23 protein-coding genes and 1 tRNA gene are annotated in these 23432 nt (G+C 69.8%); 6 read left to right on the top strand and 18 right to left on the bottom strand.

From position 1 onward, the window contains the following. The first annotated feature begins 5 nt into the window (after positions 1-5). Positions 6-1208, top strand: a complete 1203-nt coding sequence (locus tag AC1RTC_RS01960) for a cation:proton antiporter (RefSeq protein WP_493153773.1) — start codon at positions 6-8, stop codon at positions 1206-1208. An 11-nt stretch (positions 1209-1219) separates the two neighbouring features. Here AC1RTC_RS01960 and AC1RTC_RS01955 read toward each other — a convergent pair whose 3' ends face one another. Next, on the bottom strand, positions 1220-2374 hold the full coding sequence (locus tag AC1RTC_RS01955) for an acyl-CoA dehydrogenase family protein (RefSeq protein ID WP_493153772.1): 1155 nt from the start codon (positions 2372-2374) through the stop codon (positions 1220-1222). Positions 2375-2376: 2 nt separating this feature from the next. Then, entirely contained in the window at positions 2377-2913 is a 537-nt protein-coding gene (locus AC1RTC_RS01950) for a YbhB/YbcL family Raf kinase inhibitor-like protein (protein WP_493153771.1), read from the bottom strand. 125 nt (positions 2914-3038) lie between these two features. On the opposite strand from AC1RTC_RS01950, the gene AC1RTC_RS01945 reads away from it, so the two are divergent. After that, the gene (locus tag AC1RTC_RS01945; RefSeq protein ID WP_493153770.1) at positions 3039-3197 is read left to right on the top strand and encodes a hypothetical protein; all 159 of its coding nucleotides are present in this window, start codon (positions 3039-3041) and stop codon (positions 3195-3197) included. A 55-nt stretch (positions 3198-3252) separates the two neighbouring features. Here the strand turns inward: AC1RTC_RS01945 and AC1RTC_RS01940 are convergent, their stop codons facing one another. From AC1RTC_RS01940 to AC1RTC_RS01920, 5 genes are all read right to left on the bottom strand, one after another. Further along, the gene (locus AC1RTC_RS01940; protein WP_493153769.1) at positions 3253-5640 is read right to left on the bottom strand and encodes a 3-keto-alpha-glucoside-1,2-lyase-like domain-containing protein; all 2388 of its coding nucleotides are present in this window, start codon (positions 5638-5640) and stop codon (positions 3253-3255) included. Between the two features lie 26 nt (positions 5641-5666). Further along, complete coding sequence (locus tag AC1RTC_RS01935; protein ID WP_493153768.1) at positions 5667-7658, bottom strand: glycoside hydrolase family 43 protein; 1992 nt, start codon at positions 7656-7658, stop codon at positions 5667-5669. After that, complete coding sequence (locus AC1RTC_RS01930; protein ID WP_493153767.1) at positions 7655-8500, bottom strand: carbohydrate ABC transporter permease; 846 nt, start codon at positions 8498-8500, stop codon at positions 7655-7657. Before AC1RTC_RS01930 ends, AC1RTC_RS01935 begins: the two co-directional genes overlap by 4 nt. A gap of 2 nt (positions 8501-8502) precedes the next feature. Further along, the gene (locus tag AC1RTC_RS01925) at positions 8503-9411 is read right to left on the bottom strand and encodes a carbohydrate ABC transporter permease (RefSeq protein WP_493153766.1); all 909 of its coding nucleotides are present in this window, start codon (positions 9409-9411) and stop codon (positions 8503-8505) included. Between the two features lie 71 nt (positions 9412-9482). Further along, positions 9483-10793, bottom strand: coding sequence for an ABC transporter substrate-binding protein (locus AC1RTC_RS01920; protein WP_493153765.1), 1311 nt, complete (start codon positions 10791-10793; stop codon positions 9483-9485). 169 nt (positions 10794-10962) lie between these two features. Here AC1RTC_RS01920 and AC1RTC_RS01915 point away from each other — a divergent pair, with 169 nt between their 5' ends. Both AC1RTC_RS01915 and AC1RTC_RS01910 read left to right on the top strand, forming a co-directional pair. Beyond that, positions 10963-11982: a LacI family DNA-binding transcriptional regulator gene (locus tag AC1RTC_RS01915; RefSeq protein ID WP_493153764.1), complete on the top strand. Its 1020-nt coding sequence runs from the start codon at positions 10963-10965 to the stop codon at positions 11980-11982. Positions 11983-12020: 38 nt separating this feature from the next. Beyond that, positions 12021-13874, top strand: a complete 1854-nt coding sequence (locus AC1RTC_RS01910) for a glycoside hydrolase family 2 TIM barrel-domain containing protein (RefSeq protein WP_493153763.1) — start codon at positions 12021-12023, stop codon at positions 13872-13874. 55 nt (positions 13875-13929) lie between these two features. Here the strand turns inward: AC1RTC_RS01910 and AC1RTC_RS01905 are convergent. Then, a tRNA-Ala gene (locus AC1RTC_RS01905) sits at positions 13930-14003 on the bottom strand. Positions 14004-14081: 78 nt separating this feature from the next. On the opposite strand from AC1RTC_RS01905, the gene AC1RTC_RS01900 reads away from it, so the two are divergent. Beyond that, on the top strand, positions 14082-14639 hold the full coding sequence (locus tag AC1RTC_RS01900; protein ID WP_493153762.1) for an antibiotic biosynthesis monooxygenase: 558 nt from the start codon (positions 14082-14084) through the stop codon (positions 14637-14639). Between the two features lie 93 nt (positions 14640-14732). On the opposite strand, the gene rsfS is transcribed toward AC1RTC_RS01900, so the two are convergent. The 10 genes from rsfS to AC1RTC_RS01850 form a co-directional block, all read right to left on the bottom strand. Beyond that, entirely contained in the window at positions 14733-15110 is a 378-nt protein-coding gene (gene rsfS / locus AC1RTC_RS01895; protein WP_493153761.1) for a ribosome silencing factor, read from the bottom strand. A 37-nt stretch (positions 15111-15147) separates the two neighbouring features. Further along, the gene (locus AC1RTC_RS01890; protein WP_493153760.1) at positions 15148-16575 is read right to left on the bottom strand and encodes a hypothetical protein; all 1428 of its coding nucleotides are present in this window, start codon (positions 16573-16575) and stop codon (positions 15148-15150) included. A gap of 161 nt (positions 16576-16736) precedes the next feature. After that, positions 16737-17339 carry a nicotinate-nucleotide adenylyltransferase gene (gene nadD / locus AC1RTC_RS01885; RefSeq protein ID WP_493153759.1) on the bottom strand — a complete coding sequence of 201 codons (603 nt, stop codon included), beginning with the start codon at positions 17337-17339 and terminating at the stop codon, positions 16737-16739. Between the two features lie 15 nt (positions 17340-17354). Further along, positions 17355-17552 carry a hypothetical protein gene (locus AC1RTC_RS01880; protein WP_493153758.1) on the bottom strand — a complete coding sequence of 66 codons (198 nt, stop codon included), beginning with the start codon at positions 17550-17552 and terminating at the stop codon, positions 17355-17357. A gap of 29 nt (positions 17553-17581) precedes the next feature. Beyond that, positions 17582-18850: a glutamate-5-semialdehyde dehydrogenase gene (locus AC1RTC_RS01875; RefSeq protein WP_493153757.1), complete on the bottom strand. Its 1269-nt coding sequence runs from the start codon at positions 18848-18850 to the stop codon at positions 17582-17584. Positions 18851-18866: 16 nt separating this feature from the next. Beyond that, on the bottom strand, positions 18867-20192 hold the full coding sequence (proB, locus tag AC1RTC_RS01870) for a glutamate 5-kinase (RefSeq protein WP_493153756.1): 1326 nt from the start codon (positions 20190-20192) through the stop codon (positions 18867-18869). Between the two features lie 29 nt (positions 20193-20221). Next, a complete protein-coding gene (obgE, locus tag AC1RTC_RS01865; protein ID WP_493153755.1) occupies positions 20222-21757 on the bottom strand; it encodes a GTPase ObgE in 1536 nt (511 codons plus the stop codon). 84 nt (positions 21758-21841) lie between these two features. Next, a complete protein-coding gene (rpmA, locus tag AC1RTC_RS01860; RefSeq protein WP_493153754.1) occupies positions 21842-22096 on the bottom strand; it encodes a 50S ribosomal protein L27 in 255 nt (84 codons plus the stop codon). A 12-nt stretch (positions 22097-22108) separates the two neighbouring features. After that, complete coding sequence (gene rplU, locus AC1RTC_RS01855) at positions 22109-22417, bottom strand: 50S ribosomal protein L21 (RefSeq protein WP_493153753.1); 309 nt, start codon at positions 22415-22417, stop codon at positions 22109-22111. 95 nt (positions 22418-22512) lie between these two features. Beyond that, entirely contained in the window at positions 22513-23058 is a 546-nt protein-coding gene (locus AC1RTC_RS01850; protein ID WP_493153752.1) for a hypothetical protein, read from the bottom strand. Positions 23059-23080: 22 nt separating this feature from the next. On the opposite strand from AC1RTC_RS01850, the gene AC1RTC_RS01845 reads away from it, so the two are divergent. Then, positions 23081-23353 (top strand): DUF4031 domain-containing protein, encoded by a 273-nt coding sequence (locus tag AC1RTC_RS01845; protein WP_493153751.1) that lies wholly within the window; start codon positions 23081-23083, stop codon positions 23351-23353. The last annotated feature ends 79 nt before the right edge of the window (positions 23354-23432 follow it).

Here is a 23432-nt window from a genome sequence, read left to right as displayed (position 1 = left end):
CGCCCATGCACGAAACGACCCTGCTGCTCATCGAAGTCGGAGCCCTCCTTCTCGTCCTGAGCCTGCTCGGTCGCCTGGCGATCCGGTTCGGCGTCTCGCCGATCCCGCTGTACCTGCTCGCCGGCCTCGCGGTCGGCCACGGCGGGTTCATCCCCCTCGACGCCAGCCAGGACTTCTTCGAGGTCGGCTCCGAGATCGGGGTGATCCTCCTGCTGGCCATGCTCGGGCTGGAGTACTCCCCCACCGAGCTCGTGAAGAGCCTCCGCTCGGCGCGCGTCGCCGGCCTCCTCGACGGACTGCTGAACGCCGTGCCCGGCGCAGCGTTCGCCCTCGCCCTGGGCTGGGGGCCTGTGGCCGCCGTCGCCCTCGCGGGAGTCACCTGGGTGTCGTCATCCGGTGTGATCGCCAAGGTGCTGCGCGACCTGCGGCGGCTCGGAAACCGCGAGACCCCGGTGATCCTCTCGGTGCTCGTCATCGAGGACCTCGCTATGGCGTTCTACCTTCCGGTGCTCTCGGCGCTGGTCATCGGCGCCGGCCTGCTGCAGGGCGCCACGACGGTGGTCATCGCCGTGAGCGTGGTCGTCGTCATCCTGTTCGCCGCCCTGCGCTTCGGCAAGGTGCTGTCGCGGCTCTTCTCGGCGCACAACCCGGAGCCGCTTCTGCTCGGCGTGCTCGGCCTCACGATGCTCGTCGCGGGCCTCGCGGAGGAGGTGAGCGTCTCCGCCGCCGTCGGCGCGTTCCTCGTCGGCATCGCGATCTCCGGCCAGGTCGCCCACAACGCGACAATCGTGCTCGCCCCGCTGCGCGACCTGTTCGCCACCGTGTTCTTCGTCTTCTTCGGCATCGCCACCGACCCCGCGGACCTCGTGCCGGCCCTCCTGCCCGCACTGTTCCTCGCGGTGCTCACCATGGGCACCAAGACCCTCACCGGCTACCTCGCCGCCCGACGTGCCGGCATCGGCATCCCGGGGCGCTGGCGGACCGGCCTGACACTCACCCCGCGCGGAGAGTTCTCGATAGTCATCGCCGGCCTCGCGGTCGGGGCCGGCGTCGAGCCGATGCTCGCGCCACTGGCCACGGCGTACGTGCTCATCACGGTGGTCGCGGGGCCGCTGGTGGCCAGGATCCCGGATTCCGCGTGGTTCAAGACCATCGTGCGCAACCGCCGGCTCGCCGCCGAGTCGCGGGCCGAGGCCCCCGCCGCCTAGCGGAACGCCGCCTAGCGGAACGCCGCGAGGCCCGTGATGTGCTGCCCGAGCACCAGCGTGTGCACCTCGTCGGTGCCCTCGTACGTCCGCACACTCTCGAGGTTGTTCGCGTGCCGCAGCGGCGAGTAGTCAAGCGTGATGCCGTTGCCGCCGAGGATGGCCCTGGCCTCCCGGCAGACGGCGAGGGCCTCGCGCACGTTGTTCAGCTTGCCGACCGAGATCTGGTGGGGCTGCAGCTGCCCCGCATCCTTGAGCCGGCCGAGGTGCAGCGCCAGCAGCATGCCCTTGTCGATCTCGAGCGCCATGTCGACGAGCTTCTGCTGGGTGAGCTGGAACCCCGCGACCGGCCTGCCGAACGGCGCGCGCCCGAGCGAGTACTCGAGGGCGGCGAGGTAGCTGTCCCGCGCGGCGCCCATCACTCCCCACGCAATGCCGTAGCGGGCCTCATTGAGGCACTCGAAGGGGCTGCGGAGGCCCTTCGACAGCGGGAGCACGGCGTCCTCGGGCAGGCGCACCCCGTCGAGCAGAACGTCGCACTGGATGGAGGCGCGCATCGAGAGCTTGCCGCCGATGGGCGTGGCGGTGAAGCCGGCCGTGTCCGTCGGGACGAGGAACCCCCGTACGCCGTCCTCGGTCTTGGCCCAGATCACGGCGATGTGGGCTACGGACGCCAGGCCGATCCAGCGCTTGGCGCCGTCGAGCACCCACTCCTCGCCCACGAGGCGGGCGGTCGTCGTCATGGCGGCCGGGTCCGAGCCCGCGTCCGGCTCGGTGAGGCCGAAGCATCCAATCGCCTCGCCCGTCGCCATACGCGGCAGCCACGCGGCCTTCTGCTCCTCGGAGCCGAACTTGTGGATCGCGGTCATCGCGAGCGAGCCCTGCACGCTCACGAAGGTGCGCAGCCCCGAGTCGCCGGCCTCGAGCTCGAGCGCCGCGAGGCCGTACTCCACCGCCGAACGGCCCGCGCAGCCGTAGCCCTGCAGGTGCATGCCGAGCAGCCCCAGCTCGCCGAGCTCCGGCACGAGCTCGAGCGGGAACACCGCGTCCTCGAACCAGCGGGCGATGTTCGGCCGGATGCGCCGGTCGACGAACTCCCGGACGCGCTCCCGAGTCGCCAGCTCCTCGTCCGAGAGCAGGGAGTCGAGCGCGATGAGGTCCCAGGCCACGGCTACCTCTCGTACGTTCCGACGAGCCTGCCGCGCGCGACGACGTGGCCGACCATGGAGTCGATCGCCGTCCGCTGGGAGGTGACGTCGATGTCCCCCTCCACGGCGAAGAGCATGAAGCGATAGCGGTGGATGCCGTGCCCGACGATCGGGCGCGGCCCCTGGTAGCCCGTGCCGAGCGCACCTCTGAGGTGCTCGATGCCGGGAGCCCCGGAGGCAAGGGCTCCCTCGGGGACCCCGGTGGCGTGCGGCTCGAGGATCGACAGGGTGTGCACGAGCGGCCGCTGCAGCGGGGCGTCCACGTCCTCGAGCACGAAGACCAGGTGGTCGGCCTCGACCGGGACACCGCTCCACCGGAGGGCGGGCGAGACGTTGTCGCCGACGCCCCGCCCGGCGAAGCGCCTCGGCAACGGCTCGCCGTCCTCGAAGTCGGGGCTGGTGAGGATGAGGTCGTGGTCGGAGTCGAGCAGGTTCCAGGCGCTGAGCGAGGCGTCAGCGCGGCGGCTCTTCAGCAGGTGGCCGAGCCAGCGGGGTGACATGCGCCCAGTCTAGGGACGCCGGTCGGACACGCCGAGCGGGCGTCACGCGAACGGGGGGCACAATGCGAGTAGAGTTCCCGTCATAACCGGCGCAGTTGCCGGTCTCTCAGGGTGAGGAGGCAGTCATGGACACCAACCGCTGGACGAGCAGGCTGCACACGCCCGACCGCAGCGCACAGCAGGCTGCCGACCGCACCACCGAGGCGATGAGCCGCATGCTCGAGGAGTCGCTGCGACTCGATGCCGAGCAGTGGCCGGCCCTCCGCGCGGTCTCCGCGGGCTGATCCGCTCGCACGGTGGATGCCCCCGCCGTCGACCGGCGAGGGCACCCGAGCCGCGCTATCCCTTCGTGACGGCGAACTCCTTGTAGTCAGTCGCGGCGACCATGCCGCGGATTCCCGCGAGGCCCGTGGTCGGGCATCCCGAGTCGCTCACGCCGACCACGGCCTGGTCCCAGGACGCGGTCGACTGCGCCGTGGCCGTGATCGAGCACCCTGTCGACCGCAGCGTCAGGTGGTACCACGCGCCCACTGCGACGCCGCCCGGGACCGTCGTGTTGGCCAGCGGCGTCCACGTGCCCGAGTTGGCCCGGCCCAGCGAGAGCTGGGCGGTGCTGCCGTCGACGCCGGCGAAGTAGCCCAGGTACGCGTCCGGGCCGGTGCCCGCGGCGCTCACTCTCGACATGATCCCGCCGTTGCCGCTCGGCGCGCTCAGGCTCGTGATCTTCACGTCGGAGGACACCGTGTAGGCGTCGCCCGAGCTCGGCGAGGTCTGCTTCGGGCCGTTGGTTCCCGTGCTCGTCTGCCGCTGCGTCCCGCTGGCGGCAACCGTCGACCACGTGCCGCCGTACGTGCTCCAGCCAGTCGACGCACCGGACGCCCAGCTGTCGCTGTACGTCGCCGCGGTCGAGGCCGCAGCCGCGGTCACCTGGAAGTTGCGGAACGACCCGGACGTCAGGTGCGTGCGCACGCCCGCCTGGCCCGCCGCGAGGCAGCCGGCGTCCGTGGCGGTGGCCGTGGTGGTCGCCGTCGCGTTGTCGCGCTTCAGCACCGCCGTGATCGTGCAGCCGACGACCGTCGCCTGCAGGTTGTACCAGACGCCGGTCGTCACCCCGCCGGAGACCGCCTGCGCGGTGAGGCCGGTCCAGCCGTAGGCCTGCTTGCCGATGAACAGGTTGCCCGTCGTCTCGATGCCGACGTAGTAGCCGTTGTGGTTGTCGGCGCCGACGGCGGGGGCCGTCGTGCGCAGCAGCACGCCGGCCTGCCCCGTGGTGTCGAGCCGCAGGTCGGTCGTGACCGTCACGTCCGTCCACCCGGTCGACCCGACGAGCGCCTTCGGGCCCGAGGATGCCCCGGCCTGCGAGTACACGCCGCCGCTGACCGTCCACGTGCCGCCGTAGGTCGACCAGCCCATGTCGTTGCCCGAGTCGAACGGGGCGTAGAGCGGCAGGGTGCCGATCGGGCCGACGCCGAACCGGACGTCGCAGCGGGTGCTGGAGCCCGACAGGAAGCGCGGGGTGACCATCATCACCGCAGTGCCCGACGCGGTCGGGACCATGCTCGGGCTGTAGTTGGCGCAGTGCTTGCCCGCCCCGGTGTTGTAGTTGCCGGTCGGGTCGATGGTCACGGGCGAGGAGACCGCCTGCCACGGGCCCGCGCCGAGCGCGGTGTTGGTGAACACCACCCGCCCCGACTCGGGCACGACGACCGTGGTCGGCCCGTCCGCACCGGTCACGACCCGCTGCCCCGACATGATCAGGGTGCCGTTGGCGCCGCCCGCCGGGCTCCACGCCAGGGACGGGGTGTGCAGGAGCTGCCGGCCGTCCGCGGTCTGCACGAGGGTGCCGAGGCTCGTCGCCGAGCCCCAGGCCGCGCCGTCCGCCGAGGTCTTCAGATAGACGCGGCAGGTCTGGTCGGCGTTGCCCACCGAGTCGCGGCAGAGCTCGTAGGCGAGGGCGTAGCTGCCGTTGCCGAGTTTGCGCACCACGGGCATCCCGGGCCTCGAACTGCTGTCGCCGATCGCGACGACGTCCACCGCGCTCCCCCACGTCGCGCCGCCGTCGGACGAGGTGACCATGACGAGCTTCTGGCTGAACCCCGAGGAGCGCAGTCGCTCGTCGGAGAAGTGGCAGGCGAGCTTGCCGTCGGCGTTGAGGATGATCTCCGGCTCCCACAGGCCGGTCGACACCGTGCTCGGAGTGCCGGACTTCGTGACGCAGTTGCCCCGCGGGGTCCACGTGACGCCGTAGTCGGTGCTGATGAACGTCTGCACCTCCTGGTAGCCCCAGTTCACGTTGTCCCACGCGTTGCCCGCGGCGATGATCGTCCCGGCCGCGAGCCCTCCGCTCGCCACCGGCAGCTCGTACATCGAGCCGAAGTAGATCCCCCAGCCGGAGGTGGGCGAGTAGAGGGTGCTGATCGCGGTCCAGGTCAGGCCGTTGTCGGTGCTCCGCTTGATCACCGAGTGCGTTCGAACCCCCGTGTCGTTGACGCTGTACATCACGAGCAGGTTGCCCCGCTTGGACGTGTCCGCGCTGGCCGCTAAGCGGATGATGCGCGGGTAGTCGTTGTTCTCCACGCCCGTGCCGGAGGAGGGCGCGGCGACGACGGAGCCGGGTGACGCGAAGGCCGGGCCGGGGGTGAGTACCCCCTGCACCACGAGCAGCAGAGCCGCGAGCACGGCTGCCCACGCGAGCAACCGGCGGCGCGAATCGATGGAACCGATCATGTACCTACTCCTTTGTATGGTTGGGCTTACAGCGGTTCGACCTGCAGCCTCTCGACTCGCAGGACGGCGTTGTCGGTGCGAAGGCCGACGCTGCCGATCGGGTGCGGCAGGTCGTCGTCGACCTGGATCACCGCGGCGCCGTCGAGCTCGACGCCGATGGTGCTGCCGACCGCGCGCACCACGAGCAGGTGCGGGCGAGAGGCCTCGACGGGCATCCGGTGCTCGGCGAGCACGCGCTCGTCGTAGTCGTGCCGGGCGAGCACCACACGGTCGTGGTGCAGCTGCACCGAGTACCCGAGCAGGAAGTTCCTGCCGAGAACCGTGTCGTCGCCCTCCCCGCCCTCGGAGAGCTGGCTCGCCCGCAGGATCAGGTCGGCGTGCCCCAGCGGCGCCGGGAACTCGACGGACAGCGACGCCGTGATCTCGGCGTCGTCGTAGGGCCCGGCGACGAGCCTCTTGCCCGTGCCCGAGGCGGTTTCGTCAGCGGCGGCCGACCGACCTGGCTCCGGCCGGGGCGCGATCGTCACGAGGCGCACGAGCGGGGCGCCCGCGACTCCCCTGAGCGTGAGTCGGCGCACATCGGCGTCCAGCTGCACGGGAACGGACATCCGGTCGGCGCGGAGCTCGTACTGCGACCCGTCCAGGTCGACGGCGATCGCGTCGTCCGCCCCGAACTCGCCCGCGAGGTAGAGGCCGGAAGGGCCGGCCTGCTGCACGTGGAGGTCATAGGAGACCGTCGTTCCGGCGCGCAGGCGCACACCCTCGGCCTCGGGCTGGGCGTCGCCCGTCCCGAGCCCCGCCCAGAAGCGGCCGGGCACCGGCTTGGCGGCCTCGCGGTCGGCGCGCTCCGCCGTGGTGAGGGTGAGAGCGGCGTGCCCGGCGGCCACAGCGCCGAACAGCGCGATCCGGGATGCCCCGGCCGGGGCATCCCGAACCGTCAACTGAGCCCGGCCGTCGACGAACACCCGCAGCTCCTCGCCGTCCCGGACCAGGCGCCAGCAGTGCAGCGCTCCGTGGACGTAGTCCCGCGGCAGCGCGCTCGAGCCGCGCGCACCCGCGCTGACGGTGCCGGCGGCGGGGTCCACGCGCAGCTCAAGCGAGTCCCCGATCGAGATGCCGTAGGCGCCGTCGCCCGCCGTGAGGTTGAGCTCGGCGGTGAAGTGCGCAGGCAGCTCGGTCTGCCAGACCGCCGCGCCCGTGGCATCCGGAGCGCTAGGCACGGGCGCCGACGTCGTCGGGCCGAGCACCTGGAGCCTGCCCCCGCTCCAGACCTGACGGTCGAGGTCGAGGTCGCGGGTCTCGTCGGGATTGAGGTTGTGGTAGACGAGGTAGGTCGAGACGAGGTCCGGGCCCGTCACGCTGCTGCTGTGGCCGAGCCCGACTGCCGGCCCGTCGGCGCCGACCAGGATCGGGTTGAGCGGGTCCGGCCGGTAGCCGCTCAGCGGACTCGCGCTGTAGGCCGCGTCGATGCGGTAACCGGCGCTGAGGTAGTGGTTGCCGGTCAGCGTCATCCAGTAGGCGCCGTCGCGCTTGCCGACGAACGGGCCCTCGGTCCAGCCGTTCATGTGGATGCCCGTGAGCACGGGCTCGCCGAACTCCGTCGGCGACGGCATCTCACAGCCCCAGATGCCCTCATCGCCCGCCCAGTAGAAGTACCACCGGCCGTCGTCGTCGATGAGCACGTTGCCGTCGATGGCGTGCCCGACGTTCTCCGAGACCACTCGGAACGGGCCGGTGGGCGAGTCCGACCTGAGCACGAAGTGCCCGTGCCCCGAGGGCGAGGTGTACATGTAGAACGACCCGTTGGAGTAGACCACCTCCGGCGCGAACGGAACGAGCCCGGGGAACGCGCCCTCCTCGATCGACGGCCCCTCGAGCTGCCACTCCACCAGATCGCGCGAGCTCCAGCACCTGACGTCGGGATTGGTGCAGTACAGATAGTAGACGCCGTCGTAGCGGAGGACGAAGGGGTCGGCGAAGTCGCCTGCCCGCTGGATGGGGTTGCGGTAGTCGGTCATCCCTTGATCCCGGTGAACGCGAAGGACTCCACGAAGTACTTCTGGGCGATGGTGAACAGCACGACGACCGGCAGGACGGCGACGATCGACGCGGCCATGATGAGCGGGAAGTCGGTCTGCTCGGCGTAGTAGGAGTTGAGCGAGGCGATCACGAGCTGGACCGTCGAGTTCTCGGGCGAACTCGTGAAGATGAGCGGGCCGAGGTAGTCGTTCCAGGTGGCCATGAACACGATGATCACGTTCGCGGCGATCGCCGGCTTGCACAGCGGCAGGAAGATGCTCCAGTAGATGCGGAAGAACCCGGCGCCGTCGATCTTGGCCGCCTCCATGAGCTCGGTGGCGATGCCGAGCATGTACTGCCGCAGGAAGAAGATCATCGTCACGTTGCCCAGCAGGCCGGGCACGATCAGCGGGAGCAGGGTGTCGAGCCAGCCGATCTGGGCGTAGACAAGGAACTGGGGAAGGATCAGCACGACCAGCGGGATCATGATCGTCGCCAGCAGCGCGACGAAGAGCGCGCGCTTGTGGGGGAAGTCGAGCTTGGCGAAGGCGAACGCGGCCATCGTCGACGAGAAGGTGCCGACCACCACCACGAGCACTGTGACGATGGCGCTGTTGAGCAGTCCGGTGGCGAGCGGCGCGGCATCCCAGATCTCGGCGTAGTTCGCCCAGTCGACCGGGTCGGGGATCCACTGCGGCGGCCCGAACACGAGGTTCGACTGCTTGAGCGAGGTGGAGAGCATCCAGAGGAACGGCAGGACCATGCTGACGCCGCCGGCCAGCATCAGGAGGAAGGAGACGGCGGTGCCCGTGCGACGGGCGGCGGTGTTCGTGCGCGCCACGGTCACTCCCCCTCGTAGACCCAGCGCCGCGAGAGGCGGAACTGGATCAGGGTCAGCCCGAGGATCGCGAGGGCGAAGAAGAACGCGGTGGCGAAGGCGAGGCCCAGCTCGTTGGAGACGAACGCCTTCTGCCAGATGTAGTACGTGATCGTCGCCGCGCTGTAGTTGCGCCCGCCGTCGGAGGTGAAGAGCTGCACCTCGACGAACGTCTGCAGCGAGCCGATGATCCCGACGATCGTGAGGAAGAAGATCGCCGGGGACAGCATGGGCAGGGTGATCTGGAAGAACATCCGGAACGGCGACGCGCCGTCGAGCCGCGCCGCCTCGTAGTAGACCTCGGGGATGTTCTTGAGCGCCGCGAGCACGTAGATCGACGTGATCCCGATCATCTTCCAGACGATCATGATCACGATGGTGGTCTTGATCCAGGCCGGATCCCCGAGCCAGTCGGGGCCCTGGATCCCGACGCCCGCCAGCAGCTGGTTGACGAGGCCGTACTGGTAGTTGAACAGCCACTTCCACATCACCACGAGGGCGACGATCGAGGAGATGTACGGCAGGAAGAAGAGGATGCGGAACACCGTGCTGCCCGGAGTGCCGCGGTGGCTGCCGAGCGCGAACAGGATGCCGAAGAACAGGTAGAACGGGATGGGTATCAGCATGAACACCGTGTTGCCCGCGGAGATCCAGAAGTACTTGTCCGTCAGGAACTCGAAGAAGTTGTCCAGGCCGATGAAGTCGTAGGTGCCCTTGATGACGTTCCAGTTGGTGAAGCCGGCGACGATCGCGATGCCGATGGGCACTATGCAGAACAGGAGCACCTGAAGCCCGATCGGCGTGACGAACAGCACGCCCCAGATGCGCTCGCGCCGGCGCAGGTTCTGCGTCCGCCTGGTTGTCATCGTCGTCATTGGCGAGTTCCTCCTGAAAGAACGGGGCGCGTGGCTGATGCGGCCACGCGCCCCGAGTTGTCGATCTCGGACTACTTTGTCTGCTCGGCGATGCCCTCGTCGAGCATCTGCTGCATCTCGTCCTGCACCGAGGCCGCGTACTCCTCGGCGGTCTGCTCACCGGTCCACACGCTCGCGAGGTTGGAGTTGAAGAGCCCGAACCACTCGCTGTTGTAGGTGTAGGTCTGGGTCGCGCGGCGGCCGTAGTCCTCGATGATGCGGATGAACTCCTCCTTGTTCGCCGGGGCCTTGTCCGACGTCAGGTACTCGTTCTTCGCCATGTCGATGAGGTTCGGCACCGCCTGGCCCTGCTCCATGTTGGTGCGCTGCGCGTCCTCGTTGAAGGCGAGGAAGGCGGCGAGGTTCGACGCGTCCTCCTTGTCCTTGCTGGAGTTCGCAACACCGAAGCCGATGCCGCCGTACCAGACGGCGCGCTCGCCCGTGGCGGGGCTGACCGGCCAGGGCATGAGGTCCCAGTTGAACTTGGCGTCGGCCCAGAAGCCGCCCTGATTCCACGGGCCCACGCCCATCATGGCGACCTTGCCGTCCATGAAGCGCTGGAAGCTCGGCAGCGAGCTCTCCTCCTCGCTCGTCGGCACCACGCCCTCCTTGAGGCTCAGGTCGGCAACCCACTGGAGCGCCTCGGTGAACTTCGGGTCGGTGACCGTCACCTTGGTGTGGTCTGCGTTGAGCCAGTCGGCGCCGTTGGACCAGACCGCCGACTCAAGGGAGTACGGGGCGGAGCCGTACACCTTGTCGTCGCCGGTGCCGGAGGTGAGCTTCTTGGCTGCGGCAACGAACTCGTCCCAGGTCCACGGGCTCTCGGGGTCGGGGGCGGTCACGCCGGCCGCGTCGAAGAGGTCCTTGTTGTAGGCGAGCGCGAACGGGCCGATGTCCTTGGGCAGGCCGTAGACCGCGCCCTTGCCCGGCGTCGTGCCGTCGTAGCGGTACATGTCGATGGCCTTCTGCCACACGTTCGCCGGATCGAAGAGGTCGTTGTTGTCGACGTAGTCGGTCAGGTCGGCGATGATGCCGCTGCTCGCGAAGGGCATGACATTCTCGGGCGCGAGGTAGAACACGTCCGGGGTCTTGTTGCTCGCGATCATGGTCTGCAACTTCGTCTGGAAGTCGGCAGCCGGGACCGTGATGTAGTCGACCTTCACGTTCGGGTACTTGTCCTCGTACTGCGCGATCATGTCGTTGAAGACGGCGATCTCGGTGTCGGACCCCCAGCCCATGAACGTGATCGTGTGCTCACCGGACTCCGTCTGGGCGGCGCTGCATCCGCTCAGCACGAGTGCGGCAGCCGCGAAGACGGCTACCGCGGCGCTGCGTTTCTTCATGTCTCTCTCCTGGTGCCAGGAGCATCCCCGGTCCCGGCGGCATCATCGCGCGGGGGTGCGGTCGTCGTCGACCGTCGGGGGTAGCTCAGTTGAGTGGGACGCTAATCTATAGCGCTGTAAATGTCAACGAATACCGAGTTGCGCGTGGCGGGCACCTTAGGATGTGGCCATGACAACGGATAGGTCCGCCGGACGCGTTCGCCTTCAGGACGTGGCGGACCTGGCCGGCGTGTCGATGAAGACGGTCTCGAACGTCGTCCACGACTACGAGCACGTGTCGCCCGCGATGCGCAGCAAGGTGCAGTCGGCGATCGACGAGCTCGGCTACCGCCCCAACCTGACGGCCCGGAGGCTTGCGACCGGCAAGACGGGCATGATCGCGCTCGCGATCCCCGAGATCGACCAGTTCTACTTCGCCGAGATGGCGCGCTACATCGGCGAGGAGGCGGGACGCCACGGCTACCGCATCCTCGTCGAGCAGACGCTCAACGACGTCGAGGCCGAGCGCGCGGTGATCCGCGACCGCGAGGAGGGACTGGTCGACGGCGTGATCTTCCACCCCGCCCGCATCGACACTCTCGAGATCGCGCGGCTGCGCCCCGGAACCCCGCTGGTGCTGCTCGGCGAGGCCGCACGACCGGTGAATACCGACCATGTCATGATCGACAACACCCGCGCGGCCCGCGACGGGGTGGAGATGCTGCTCCGCGGCGGGCGCTCCAGGATCGCCTTCCTCGCGACGGTCCGCGGTGATATCACCGAGTCCACGCACCTGCGCCTCCTCGGCTACCAGGAGGCCCTTCTCGCGGCCGGCGTCGAGCTCGACCCCCGGCTCGTGCTGCAGAGCGAGGGCTTCTCGATCGAGGACGGCGTGCGGGCTCTCACCGCCGCCGTGGAATCCGGAGTCGCCTTCGACGCCGTGCTCTGCCGCGACGACCTGTTCGCCATGGCCGCCCTGAGGGCGCTCGGCCGGGCCGGGGTGCGCGTTCCCGAGGACGTGTCGGTACTGGGCTGGGATGACACGGCGGTCGCCCGCTACAGCACCCCCGCGCTCTCCTCCGTCTCGCCGGACAAGCGCGCCCTCGCCGCCCGCGCCTTCGCGCTCCTCGAGGACCGCATGCAGGGCTACGACGGCGTCGGCCGCCACGAGATCGTGCCGCACTCCATCGAGGCGCGCGCCACGACCTAGAGCTTTACAGCGCTGGATGCTTCCCATATGGTTCTCCCATGCGTGAAACACCTGGCACACCGTCGACCGATCCGGACGGGTCGTACCCTCGCCCGCAACTGGTGCGGCCCGGGTGGACGGGCCTCGACGGCGCCTGGCAGTTCGAGTTCGACGACGCGGACGAGGGGCTCGCCCTCGGCTGGGCGACCACGGCGGAGCCCTTCGGGCGCACCATCACCGTGCCGTTCCCGCCCGAGTCCCCCGCCTCCGGCATCGGCGACACCGGGTTCCACCGCGTGCTCTGGTACCGCCGCACGGTGACCGCGGCCGAGATCGCGGCCGCCGGCTACGCCCCCGGGCGGCGCCTTCTCCTGCACTTCGGCGCGGTCGACTACCGCGCGGACGTCTGGGCCGGCGGGCGGCTGGTCGCCCACCACGAGGGCGGTCACACGCCGTTCTCGGCAGAGGTCCCCGCGGCCGACGGCGGCTTCGACATCGTGGTCCGCGTCGAGGACGACCCGCATGACCTCGCGCAGCCCCGCGGCAAGCAGGACTGGGCGGAAGATCGGCACGTCGTCTGGTACGACAGGACGAGCGGCATCTGGCAGCCGGTCTGGCTCGAGTCGGTGCCGCAGCAGCACGTGCGGCGGCTCGCCTGGGCGACCAGCATCGCGGATGCGACGGCGACCCTCTCCGTAGAGCTGGCCGGACCTCCCCGCCCCGGGACCCGGCTGCGCGTCATCCTGCGCGCCGGCTCTGACGTCCTGGCGGACCAGACGACGGCCCTGACGACCACGGACTCCACCACCGTCTTGACGCTCCCCGCCCTGCGCAACGGCCAGGCCATCGGCGACTACCTGTGGTCGCCGGAGAGCCCCACCCTCGTCGACGCCCAGCTCGACCTCGAGGCACCGGGCCTCGAGCCGGACGTGGTGCGCTCCTACCTCGGGTTCCGTGAGGTTGGCGAGGGCGGCGGCCGGTTCCTGCTCAACGAGCGCCCCTACGAGGTGCGCGGCGTGCTCTCGCAGGGCTACTGGGCGCAATCGCATCTCGCCGCACCCGGCGCCGATGCGCTGCGCGCCGAGGTCGAGCTCATCAAGAGCCTCGGGTTCACCACCGTGCGGGTGCACCAGAAGATCGAGGACCCGCGGTTCCTCTACTGGGCCGACCGCCTCGGCCTGCTGGTCTGGGTGGAGATGCCGAGCGCCTACGAGTTCTCGAGCACGGCATCCGGGCGCATCGTCGCCGAGTGGACCGAGGTCGTGCGCCGTGACAGCTCGCACCCCAGCATCGTCGCGTGGGTGCCCTTCAACGAGAGCTGGGGCGTGCAGAATCTTGCGACGGATGCCCGGCAGCGCGACCTCGTTCGCGCCCTCTACCACCTCACCAAGAGCCTCGACGACACCCGTCTCGTCATCTCCAACGACGGCTGGGAGCACACCCGCTCCGACCTCCTGACTGTCCACGACTACGAGAACGACTCCGCGCGGCTGCTCGCCTCCTACGGCACCCCCGAGGCGCTCCGGCGCAGCATCGAGCTCATCGCGCCGAGCGGCCGCCGGATGCTCGTCGGCTCGCCGGAGGAGAGCGCGCACACCGCGGCCAAGCCCGTGATACTGAGCGAGTTCGGCGGCGTCAGCATCGAGCCGCCGGGAAGCGAGGCGTGGGGCTACCGGCTCGTCGAGTCGCACGACCACTTCGAGGAGCACCTGACCGGCCTCTTCGCCGCCGTGCGCGAGTGCGAGGGCCTCGCGGGCTGGTGCTACACGCAGCTCACCGACACCGCTCAGGAGACCAACGGCCTCACCGACGAGAACCGCGTGCCGAAGTTCCCCGTGGAGCGCATCCGGGCGATCGTCGAGGGCGGCCGCTACGTGCCCGCGCCGGCAGAGCCGGTGTTCGGACGGCCCTAGGCGCCACAACGTTGAAAGAGCGCCACCCTGTGGGGTGGCGCTCTTTCGTTTTTTGTGGATCCAAGGGGATTCGAACCCCTGACCCCCTGCATGCCATGCAGGTGCGCTACCGGGCTGCGCCATGGACCCATCACTTCCCTTGCGGAAAGCAACTCCACAAGATTACTACAGATCGCGCCAGCACCTAACCGGTCGAGAATGTATCCCATGGCCGAACAACCCATCACCGTCTCGATCACCCGCATCGTCGATCCGGAGCGTGCCAAAGAGGTTGCCGCGTGGGCCCGCGCCGGCCAGGACCTGCTGAGCGCCTCGCCCGGCTACCTCGGCTCCGGGTGGGTCCGCCCGGACCCAGAGAGCCCCGAATGGCACATGCTCTTCAGGTTCGCGGATGCCGCGTCGCTCGAGCTCTGGCAGAACTCCCCCGAGCGCGCCTGGTGGGTGGCCTCCGCCCTCGGCATGGTCGAGCACTCCCCCGAGGAGCGCCGCACCGGCATCGAGGGCTGGTTCGATGCGCCCGCCGCTGTCGAGGTCATCACGCCCGCGACATCCGGACCGCCTCGCTGGAAGCAGATGATCGCGATCTTCCTGGTGTTCTACCCGCTCAGTCTCGCGACCAACTGGGCGATCGCGCCATTCACCCACGACTGGCTGCTGCCGCTGCGCGTGCTGCTGCTCGTCACGATCGTGTCGCCGATCATGACGTACCTGGCGCTGCCGTTCATCACCCGGGCGCTGAGGCCCTGGTTGATGCGGGGGCGCTAGGAGCTCCGGCATCAGGCTCCAGCCTCAACGGCCCCGCGCAACGGGCGGGCACGGCAGGGCGCGCCCGCGGACGGGCGGTGGTGGACCGAGCCGCTACTCGGCGGCCTTGGCGACCGGGAGCTCGAGCGGGATCGCCGGGCAGTCTTTCCAGAGGCGCTCGAGCGAGTAGTACATGCGGTCCTCCTCGTGGAAGACGTGCGCGACGATGTCACCGAAGTCGAGCAGGATCCACCGGCCCTCGGCACGGCCCTCGCGGCGCAGCGCCTTGGCACCGGCCTCGAGCATCTTGTCCTCGATCTCGCCCGCGATCGCCTGCACGTTGCGCTCGTTGCGCCCGGTGGCGAGGAAGAAGATGTCGGTGAGGGGCAGGGGGCCGGAGACGTCGAGCGCCACCAGATCCTCGCCCTGCTTGGAGTCGGCTGCCAGAGCGGCAACCTGAAGGAGTTCGCGCGCGCGCGAGGATGCAGTCACAGGGTCCTTAGTGGGATGTGGAGGGAGTTCAAGCGGATCAGAACACGTTGAACGCGAACGCTGCGACGAGCAGGCCTGCGACGACGACAGCCATCGAGGATGCCGCGATCAGCAGCGCCGTGAGAGCGCGCGTGCCCTTGGGCTTCTGGGTGTGGGTGACGCCGTGGCCGGAAGTGTGGGTGCTTACGGCGCGGATGGCGCGGACGGGAGACGAGTCGGTCGAGATCACTTCAGCGTCGCTGAGATCGAAGAGCTCGTCGATCGCGCCGCGGTCGAAGCGGTCGGACTGACCGGTCGCGGCGAGATTGCGCGGGAGGTCGATCGAGCCGGTGAGCATGATCTCGCCGGTGCTCGTGAGCGGGCCGCGGATGTCGGTGCCGTTCGGGATCGACGGCAGCACGAGTGCGCTCGTCGCGGTCGAGCCGCTGCCGATGCGGCGGCTGATCGTGGTCTCGACGTCGTCGTCGTCCTCGGCGGTGAGCTGGGTGGACCAGTGGCCGGTGGGCGGCGTCCACGGCGAGGGCTCGTCGACGGGTGCCGGGATGATCTCGGCAGGTACCTCCGCCACCGGCGCGGGCTGCGCGGGGGCGGCGGGCGCGGTGAAGAGCGAGTCGAAGGGCGACGCGGAGACCGGCGCAGCGGTGGGTGCCGCGGGCACGAAGGCCGGCGCGGATGCCGCGGGAGCCTGGCTCACGGGCGGGAGGGCGGGGGGTGCCGACACGGGCGCCGCTGCGGCCGGGGGCATGGCGGGCGGCGGGCCCACGCGGGGCTCGACGAGCGGGAATACCGCGGGCTGCTGGGCCTGGTAGCCCGGCTGCTGCACCGGCGCGGCCGGCTGCTGGGTCTGGAATACGGGCGACGGCGCGGGCTGCTGCGTGACGGGCGCCGGCGCGGCAGCCTGCGCTGCTGGCGCGGCGGGCTGCTGCGACTGCAGTGCGGCCGACCCCTCGGCCTGCTGCATCGCGCGCAGCTCGCGGCGGGTGAGGGTCTGCTCGATCGGGAAGTCAGAGGCACCGGATGCCGCAGGCTCGGGCTCGGGCGCCGCGGCGGGTGCGGGCGCAGCCCACATCTTGTTGATGGGTGCGACGGAGGCGGGAACCTCGGAGATCGGGGCAGAGGGTGCCGCAGCGGCTGCCGCGCGGAAGCGGGCCTCAGTGTGGTAGTCGAGGTCGCTCGCGGGCGTCACGGGCACGGTCGGTGCCGGGTTCGGCTCGCCCCACCGGGAGTCGGCCGGAGAATTGCGGGCCTCGGGGCTGAAGTCGCGCACGCGGTAGGCGGGCTGCGGCGCGGAGGTGTCGAAGGGGACGGGCTGCGGAGCCGACGTGCCGCGCGAGCGGAACGTGGGGCCGTCGTTGGCCGGGGCTGCCGACTTCGTCTGCGTCGAGTAGTGGAGGGGCTCGGGGAGGGCGCTCGGCGGGGTGGCGGAGCGACGGCCCGGGGTGGCCTCCTCGGAGAGGGAGGACACGGGCGGAAGCTGGGCCGCGCGACGGGACGTGGTATCCCACATATCGCCCGCGGGGGCCGTGAACTGGGATGCCGGGCTCTGGCCCTGTGCCTCAGAGCCGTCTTCACGCTCACTCTGACGCACCGCACGCCGCGATTGCGGCTGCGGGTCGTGGAAAGTGGTCATGACATACTCCGATACAAGTGGTGCTTGGCGATGTATTGGACTACACCATCGGGAACCAAGTACCAGACGGGGAACCCCCGACTGACCCTGCTCCTGCAATCTGTTGATGAGATCGCCAGCGCCGGCACTTCTAGCGAGCTTACGCCCTGCTCCGGTAAACCGCTAATAGTGAGCGGGTGTCCGGGACGTGACACGGCCACGAAATGCGCAAGCGACCAGACCTCCTCGACGTCCTTCCACTCGAGGATCTGGGCCACCGCGTCGGCCCCGGTGATGAAGAAGAGATCCGCGTCGGGCCGGGCCTTCCGGATGTCGCGGAGGGTGTCGATCGTGTACGTCGGGCCCGCCCGGTCGATGTCGACCCGGCTCACTGTGAAGCGCGGATTCGCCGCCGTCGCGATGACCGTCATGAGGTAGCGGTGCTCACCCTCGGTGACCGTCTTCTTCATCCACGGCTCGCCCGTGGGAGCGAAGATCACCTCGTCGAGGTCGAACTTCTGCTGGACCTCGCTCGCGGCCACGAGGTGGCCGTTGTGGATCGGGTCGAACGTGCCGCCCATGACGCCGATGCGCGCACGTCGCTGTGCATCGTCGGCCATTGTCAGCGGGAGACCCTAGTGGCCAGCACCGTGGTGGGCGTCGCCGCTCTTCGCGGTCTTGTTGCTGTGGCGGTTCGCCACGTCGCGGAAACTCCAGGTGACGAAGCCGAGGAGCAGGAAGACGGCGACCGCGATGCCCGCGAACGCGAGCGGCGGCATGATGAGCGGCGCGAGCTCTTCGGTCTCGGTGACGAGGGTGACCAGCAGCGACATCGGTTCTCCGTTCGGGGTTCTAGACGATTCTAACCGCGCGCGTGGCCGGCTCCGCGCACGACCCACTTCGTGCTCGTGAGCTCGGGCAGGCCCATCGGCCCGCGCGCGTGGAGCTTCTGGGTGGAGATGCCCACCTCGGCGCCGAAGCCGAACTCGCCGCCGTCGGTGAACCGCGTCGAGGCGTTGACCATGACGACGGCGGAGTCGACCTCCGCGAGGAACCGCTCCGCCTTCGCGAGGTCGTTCGTGAGGATCGACTCGGTGTGGTGCGTGGAGTAGGTGCGGATGTGATCGAGGGCGGCGTCGAGGTCGTCGACCACGCGCACGGCGATATCCAGCGACATGTACTCGGCGGCCCAGTCCTCCTCGGTCGCGGGCACGGCGTCGGCGAAGAGCGCGAGAGTGGCGGCATCCCCGTGCACCACCACACCCGACTCGCGCAGCCGCGCCAGCACGGGCGGGAGCAGGCGGGGGGCGGATGCCGCGTGCACGAGCAGGGTCTCAAGGGCGTTGCACACACTCGGCCGCTGGACCTTCGAGTTGTGCACGATCTCGACGGCCATCGTCTCGTCGGCGGTCTCGTCCAGGTAGACGTGGACCACACCGGCCCCGGTCTCGATCACGGGCACGGTCGACTCCGCGACCACCGAGTTGATCAGCTGGGCACTCCCGCGCGGGATCAGCACGTCGACGAAGCCGCGCGCCTGCATGAGCTGCTTCGCGCCGTCGCGGCCGAACTCGTCGATGGTCTGCACCGCTTCCGCGGGCAGCCCGGTCTCGACCAGTGCGGACTGGATGACCTCGACGAGCACGCGGTTCGTGTTCTCCGCCGCAGAGCCGCCGCGCAGCACCACCGCGTTGCCGCTCTTGAGCGCGAGGGCCGCAATGTCGATGGTGACGTTCGGGCGGGCCTCGTAGATGGCGCCGACGACGCCGAACGGCACCCGCACCTGGGTGAGCTGCAGCCCGTTCTCCAGGGTCGAGCCGCGCACGACGTCCCCGACCGGGTCGGGCAGCGCGACGATCTCGAGCACGGCCTTGGACAGGGCGACGAGGCGCTTCTCGTCGAGCCGCAGGCGGTCCTGGAGCCCCTCGGACATTCCGTTCTCGCGGCCGTTCGCGAGGTCGAGCTGGTTCGCCGGCAGGATGCGGCTCTCGTTGCGCAGCACGGAGTCGGCGATCGCCTCGAGGGCGGCGTTCTTTTGCTTGGTGGTGATCGTCGCGAGCACTCGCGAGGCCTCGCGGGAGGCGGTGAGCTTCTGCGTGAACGAGGGCGCGTCGAGGAGGGTGTCGGCCATGGGACGAGTTTACGAGCTAGCGCACCAGCTCGCCGTGCGCGGCCTCGGCCGGGAACTCGACGAGGTAGCTGTTGTGGATGACCGCGAGGCTCGCCACGAGGGTGGCGTAGTGCTCGACCAGGTGGGCGGGCTCGATGCTGCGGGTGCCGGCGAGGGCGGCGGCGGTGTCCTCGGGGAACAGTCCGGTGACCTCGATGAGCAGGCGGCGGCGGGCTTCGCGCCCGAGGGCGCCGAACTGGTCGAGCGCGGCCTTGAGCCGGGCATCCTCGTCGCCGGTCTCGTCGACCCCGGCGCCGAACCGGATGATCTGTACGAGCACCCGCGCGATGTCATCGACTTTGAGCGCCCGGATGAGGGTGAGGAGGTCGCTCGAGAGCCGGACGGTCCCCCGCCCGAGCAGCTTTCCGCGGGGGCTCACGAGCTCGACGACGTCGCCCGCGACGAAGGTGCCCTTGACCCGCTTGATGCCGGAGGCGAAGAGGCTCGAGCCCTTCGCGATGCTGGTCTCCGCCTCGACGTTGATGGAGAGCTCGCCGCGGGCGATCGCGCCGCCCGAGATCCACTTGCGGGAGCCGGTGGCCTGCGTCTCCGCCGCACGGATGAGGGTGCCGACGCTCTGCCCCGAGACGAGCCCGGCGATGGCGCGGTGGTCGCGGGCACTGCCGATGCGGGTCTCGATGCCGTTGCGCGCGGCGTTCTCGGCGGCGCGCAGCTTGGACTTGATGCCGCCCGTGCCCGAGCCGGACGCGTGCGACTTGATGGCGTGGATGCCGTCGACGTGCAGTTCCGCGAGGGGCGCGCCGTCTCCCGGGGTGCCCTCGTAGACGCCGTCCACGTCCGTGAGGAGCAGGAGGTGGGTGGCCTGCGTCATGAGCGCGATCCCCGCGGCCACGAGGTCGTTGTTCGTCTTGCCGTCGTCGGTGGGGTCGTTGCCGTTGACGATCGGGATGATGCCCGCCGCGAGCGAGTCGTGCAGTACCGCGGCGATCGCCGTCATGCGCGCGGACGAGCGGAGGTCGGACTCGCCGATGAGCACCTGGCACACCTGCGCCCCGCGGCGCGCACTCTCCGCGCGGTAGAACTCCATGAGGATCGGCTGCCCGAAGGCCGCCGCGAGCTTGGGCGAGATGGCGCGGACGCCGTCCTCGAGCACGGCGCGGCCCACCGACTGGGCGCCCGACGAGACGAGGATCACCTGCCAGCCGCTCGCCATCGCGTCGATGGCCTGGTCGAGGGCGTCAGAGAGGATGGACGTGTCGGGCCCGGAGTCCTTCGTCACAGAGCTCGACCCGAGCTTCACGACGAGAAGCGGCTTCGTGCCGGCGGGTGCGTGCGTGCTCATGGTGACACCCATTCTGCCAGCCGCGCGGGTCAGCCCTCGTCGTCCTCGTCGTCGCGCTTCTCGACAGCGAAGCCCTCGTCGTCGGTCCAGATGCCGGCGCGGCGCTCGGCCTCGAGCTCGGCGCGGGCCGCGGCCTTCGCATCCATGCGCTCGAGGTAGCTCAGGCGGCGCTTGCGGTTCGTGTCGCGCTGGTTGTCGTCGAGTCGCGCGTCCGTGCCGCGCGGGCTCGTGATGAGCTCGGCGGCGGAGGAGAGCGTCGGCTCCCAGCCGAACTCGCGGCCGTCGATGGACACGGTGGCACCCGGCACGGCGCCGGACTTGAACAGCTCATCCTCGACGCCGAGCTTCGCCAGCCGGTCGGCCAGGAAGCCGACGGCCTCGTCGTTGTTGAAGTCGGTCTGCTGCACCCAGCGCACCGGCTTGGCGCCGACCACGGTGTAGAGGTTGCCGAACGAGCCGCCGGTCACGACGATCTCGAACTCCTTCTCGTTGACAGCGCGGGGCCGGATGACGATGCGCGCCTTGGGCGCATCGATGGCCTTCTGCTCCCGATCAGCCTGCACGAGGTCGGCGAGGGCGAAGGAGAGCTCGCGCAGCCCCTTGCGCGACACCGCGGAGATCTCGAACACGCGGTAGCCGCGCGCCTCGAGCTCGGGGCGCACCAGGTCGGCGAGCTCCTGCGCCTCGGGCACGTCGATCTTGTTCAGAGCGATGAGCTGCTGGCGCTCGAGGAGCGGGAGCTGGCCCTCCGGGACAGGGTAGGCGGCGAGCTCGCCGAGGATGATGTCGAGGTCGCTGATCGGGTCGCGGCCGGGCTCGAGCGTCGCGCAGTCGAGCACGTGCAGGAGGGCCGTGCAGCGCTCCACGTGGCGGAGGAACTCCAGGCCGAGGCCCTTGCCCTCGCTCGCGCCCTCGATGAGGCCGGGGACGTCGGCGATCGTGTAGCGGGTCTCCCCCGACTCGACGACGCCGAGGTTCGGATGAAGCGTGGTGAACGGGTAGTCGGCGATCTTCGGCTTGGCGGCGCTCATCGCGGCGACGAGGCTCGACTTGCCCGCCGACGGGTAGCCCACGAGGGCGACGTCGGCGACGGTCTTGAGCTCGAGCTTGATGTCGCCCTCGAAGCCGGGAGTGCCGAGCAGCGCGAAGCCGGGGGCCTTGCGCTTGGTCGTGGCCAGCGCCGCGTTCCCCAGGCCGCCCTGGCCGCCGGGGCCGACGACGATGCGCATGCCGGGCTCGGCCATGTCGAGGAGCTCGTTGCCGTCGGCATCCTTCACGACCGTGCCCACGGGCACCGCGAGCAGCATCTCCTCGCCAGACGTACCGCTCTTGTGGTCGCCCTGGCCGGGCTGGCCGTGCTCAGACTTGCGGTGCGGCGCGCGGTGGAAGCCGAGCAGCGTGGTGACCTGCGGGTCGCTCACGAGCACGATGTCGCCGCCGTCGCCGCCGTTGCCGCCGTCGGGGCCGGCGAGCGGCTTGAACTTCTCGCGCTTCACAGACACGCAGCCGTTGCCGCCGTGCCCCGCGAGGAGGTGGAGGGTTACCCGGTCGACGAATGACGCCATGGCACTCTCCGTTCTTGTCTGCTGTGCGTGTCAGTTAAACAGCGAAGGCGAGCCGAAGCTCGCCGTCGCGGTACTGCTGGAAAACTAGTCTGCGGTAACGATGTTGACGACCTTACGGCCGCCCTTCGCACCGAACTCGACAGCGCCCGCCGCGAGGGCGAACAGCGTGTCGTCGCCACCGCGGCCGACGTTGGCGCCCGGGTGGAAGTGCGTGCCGCGCTGGCGGACGAGGATCTCGCCCGACTTGACGACCTGGCCACCGAAGCGCTTGACGCCGAGGTACTGCGCGTTGGAGTCGCGACCGTTACGGGTGGAGCTTGCGCCCTTTTTGTGTGCCATCTGTCGACTCCCTTACGCGATGCTGGTGATCTTGATACGGGTGAGCTCCTGGCGGTGGCCCTGGCGCTTCTTGTATCCGGTCTTGTTCTTGAACTTCTGGATCACGATCTTCGGGCCGCGCTCGTCGCCGAGCACCTCCGCGATGACCTTGATCTTGGCGAGGTCCTTGGCCGCGTGGGTGATCTTGTCACCATCGACGTGCAGCACGGGAGCGAGCTCCACGTTGCCCTTGGCGTCGGCCGCGATGCGGTCGAGAACGACGATCGAGCCGACCTCGACCTTCTCCTGACGCCCACCGGCGCGCACAATTGCGTAAACCATTTGGTTTCCCTCTTTTTGAAAGCTGACGGTGTTCGACATGCGGGCTTGGCCCAGCAGACACCAAGGGTCAAGCATACGGGGTCGCGAGGCCCCGGTCAAACCTCGTCGATGAGTCCGGAGAGGGGATGCCGCGGCGGGTGGTCCTTGCGCCAGATCCACAGCAGCACGCCGGCAAGTACGCCGAGCGGGAGGCTCGACACGAAGGTCGCCGCGGCCGTGACAAGCGCTCTGCCGAGGGCGTTCGGAATGCTGTCGAACCGCACCGTCGGGAACGACTGCCCGAACAGGTAGCCGTCGAAGCTCACCGCGCCGACCACGTTCACGACGGCGAACACGACGAACACGACGGTCGAGGCGACGCCGGCGGCGAGGATGGCCCGGGTGACGACGTGCGGGAGGCGCAGCTCCTCGGCAATCGGGGCGATGATCCACAAGCTCACGAAGAAGCCGACCGCGAACGGGACCGCGAGCAGCAGCACCTGGAGGATCGGGAACCCGCCAGCATTGCCGAACGTCGCGATCACCCCGATGAGGAACTGCAAGAGCTGGATCACGATCAGCGCGGCGCCCACGAGCAGCGCCGTCATCGCGGCGACGAATGCCCCGTGCCGGTTCACGAGCTGCTTCACGGTCAGTGCCATCCCGCCAGCCTACAATCGGGGCATGACGGTGTTGATCGACCAGCCCATCTGGCCTGCGCACAACACGGTCTGGGCCCACATCGTCAGCGACGAGTCGCTCGAGGAGCTGCACGCCTTCGCGGCGCGGGCGGGCATCCCCCGCCGGGGCTTCGACCTCGACCACTACGACGTTCCCGCCCACAAGTGGCAGGAGCTCGTCCAACTCGGCGCGCACCCGGTCGGCGTCCGCGAGTTCGTGCAGCGCCTCCAGGCGAGCGGCCTCCGAGTCCCCCAGCGGGACCGCGCGGGGCACTAGCGCGCCACTAGCCCCGGGCACTAGCGCCGGGCACTAGCCCTCGGCCCATGCGGAGGTTTTGGGCCCCGGGGGGCGCCGC

The organism is Rhodoglobus sp. GW821-FHT12B09 (genome assembly GCF_058809925.1).
This window is presented reverse-complemented; position numbering and strand designations above follow the sequence as displayed.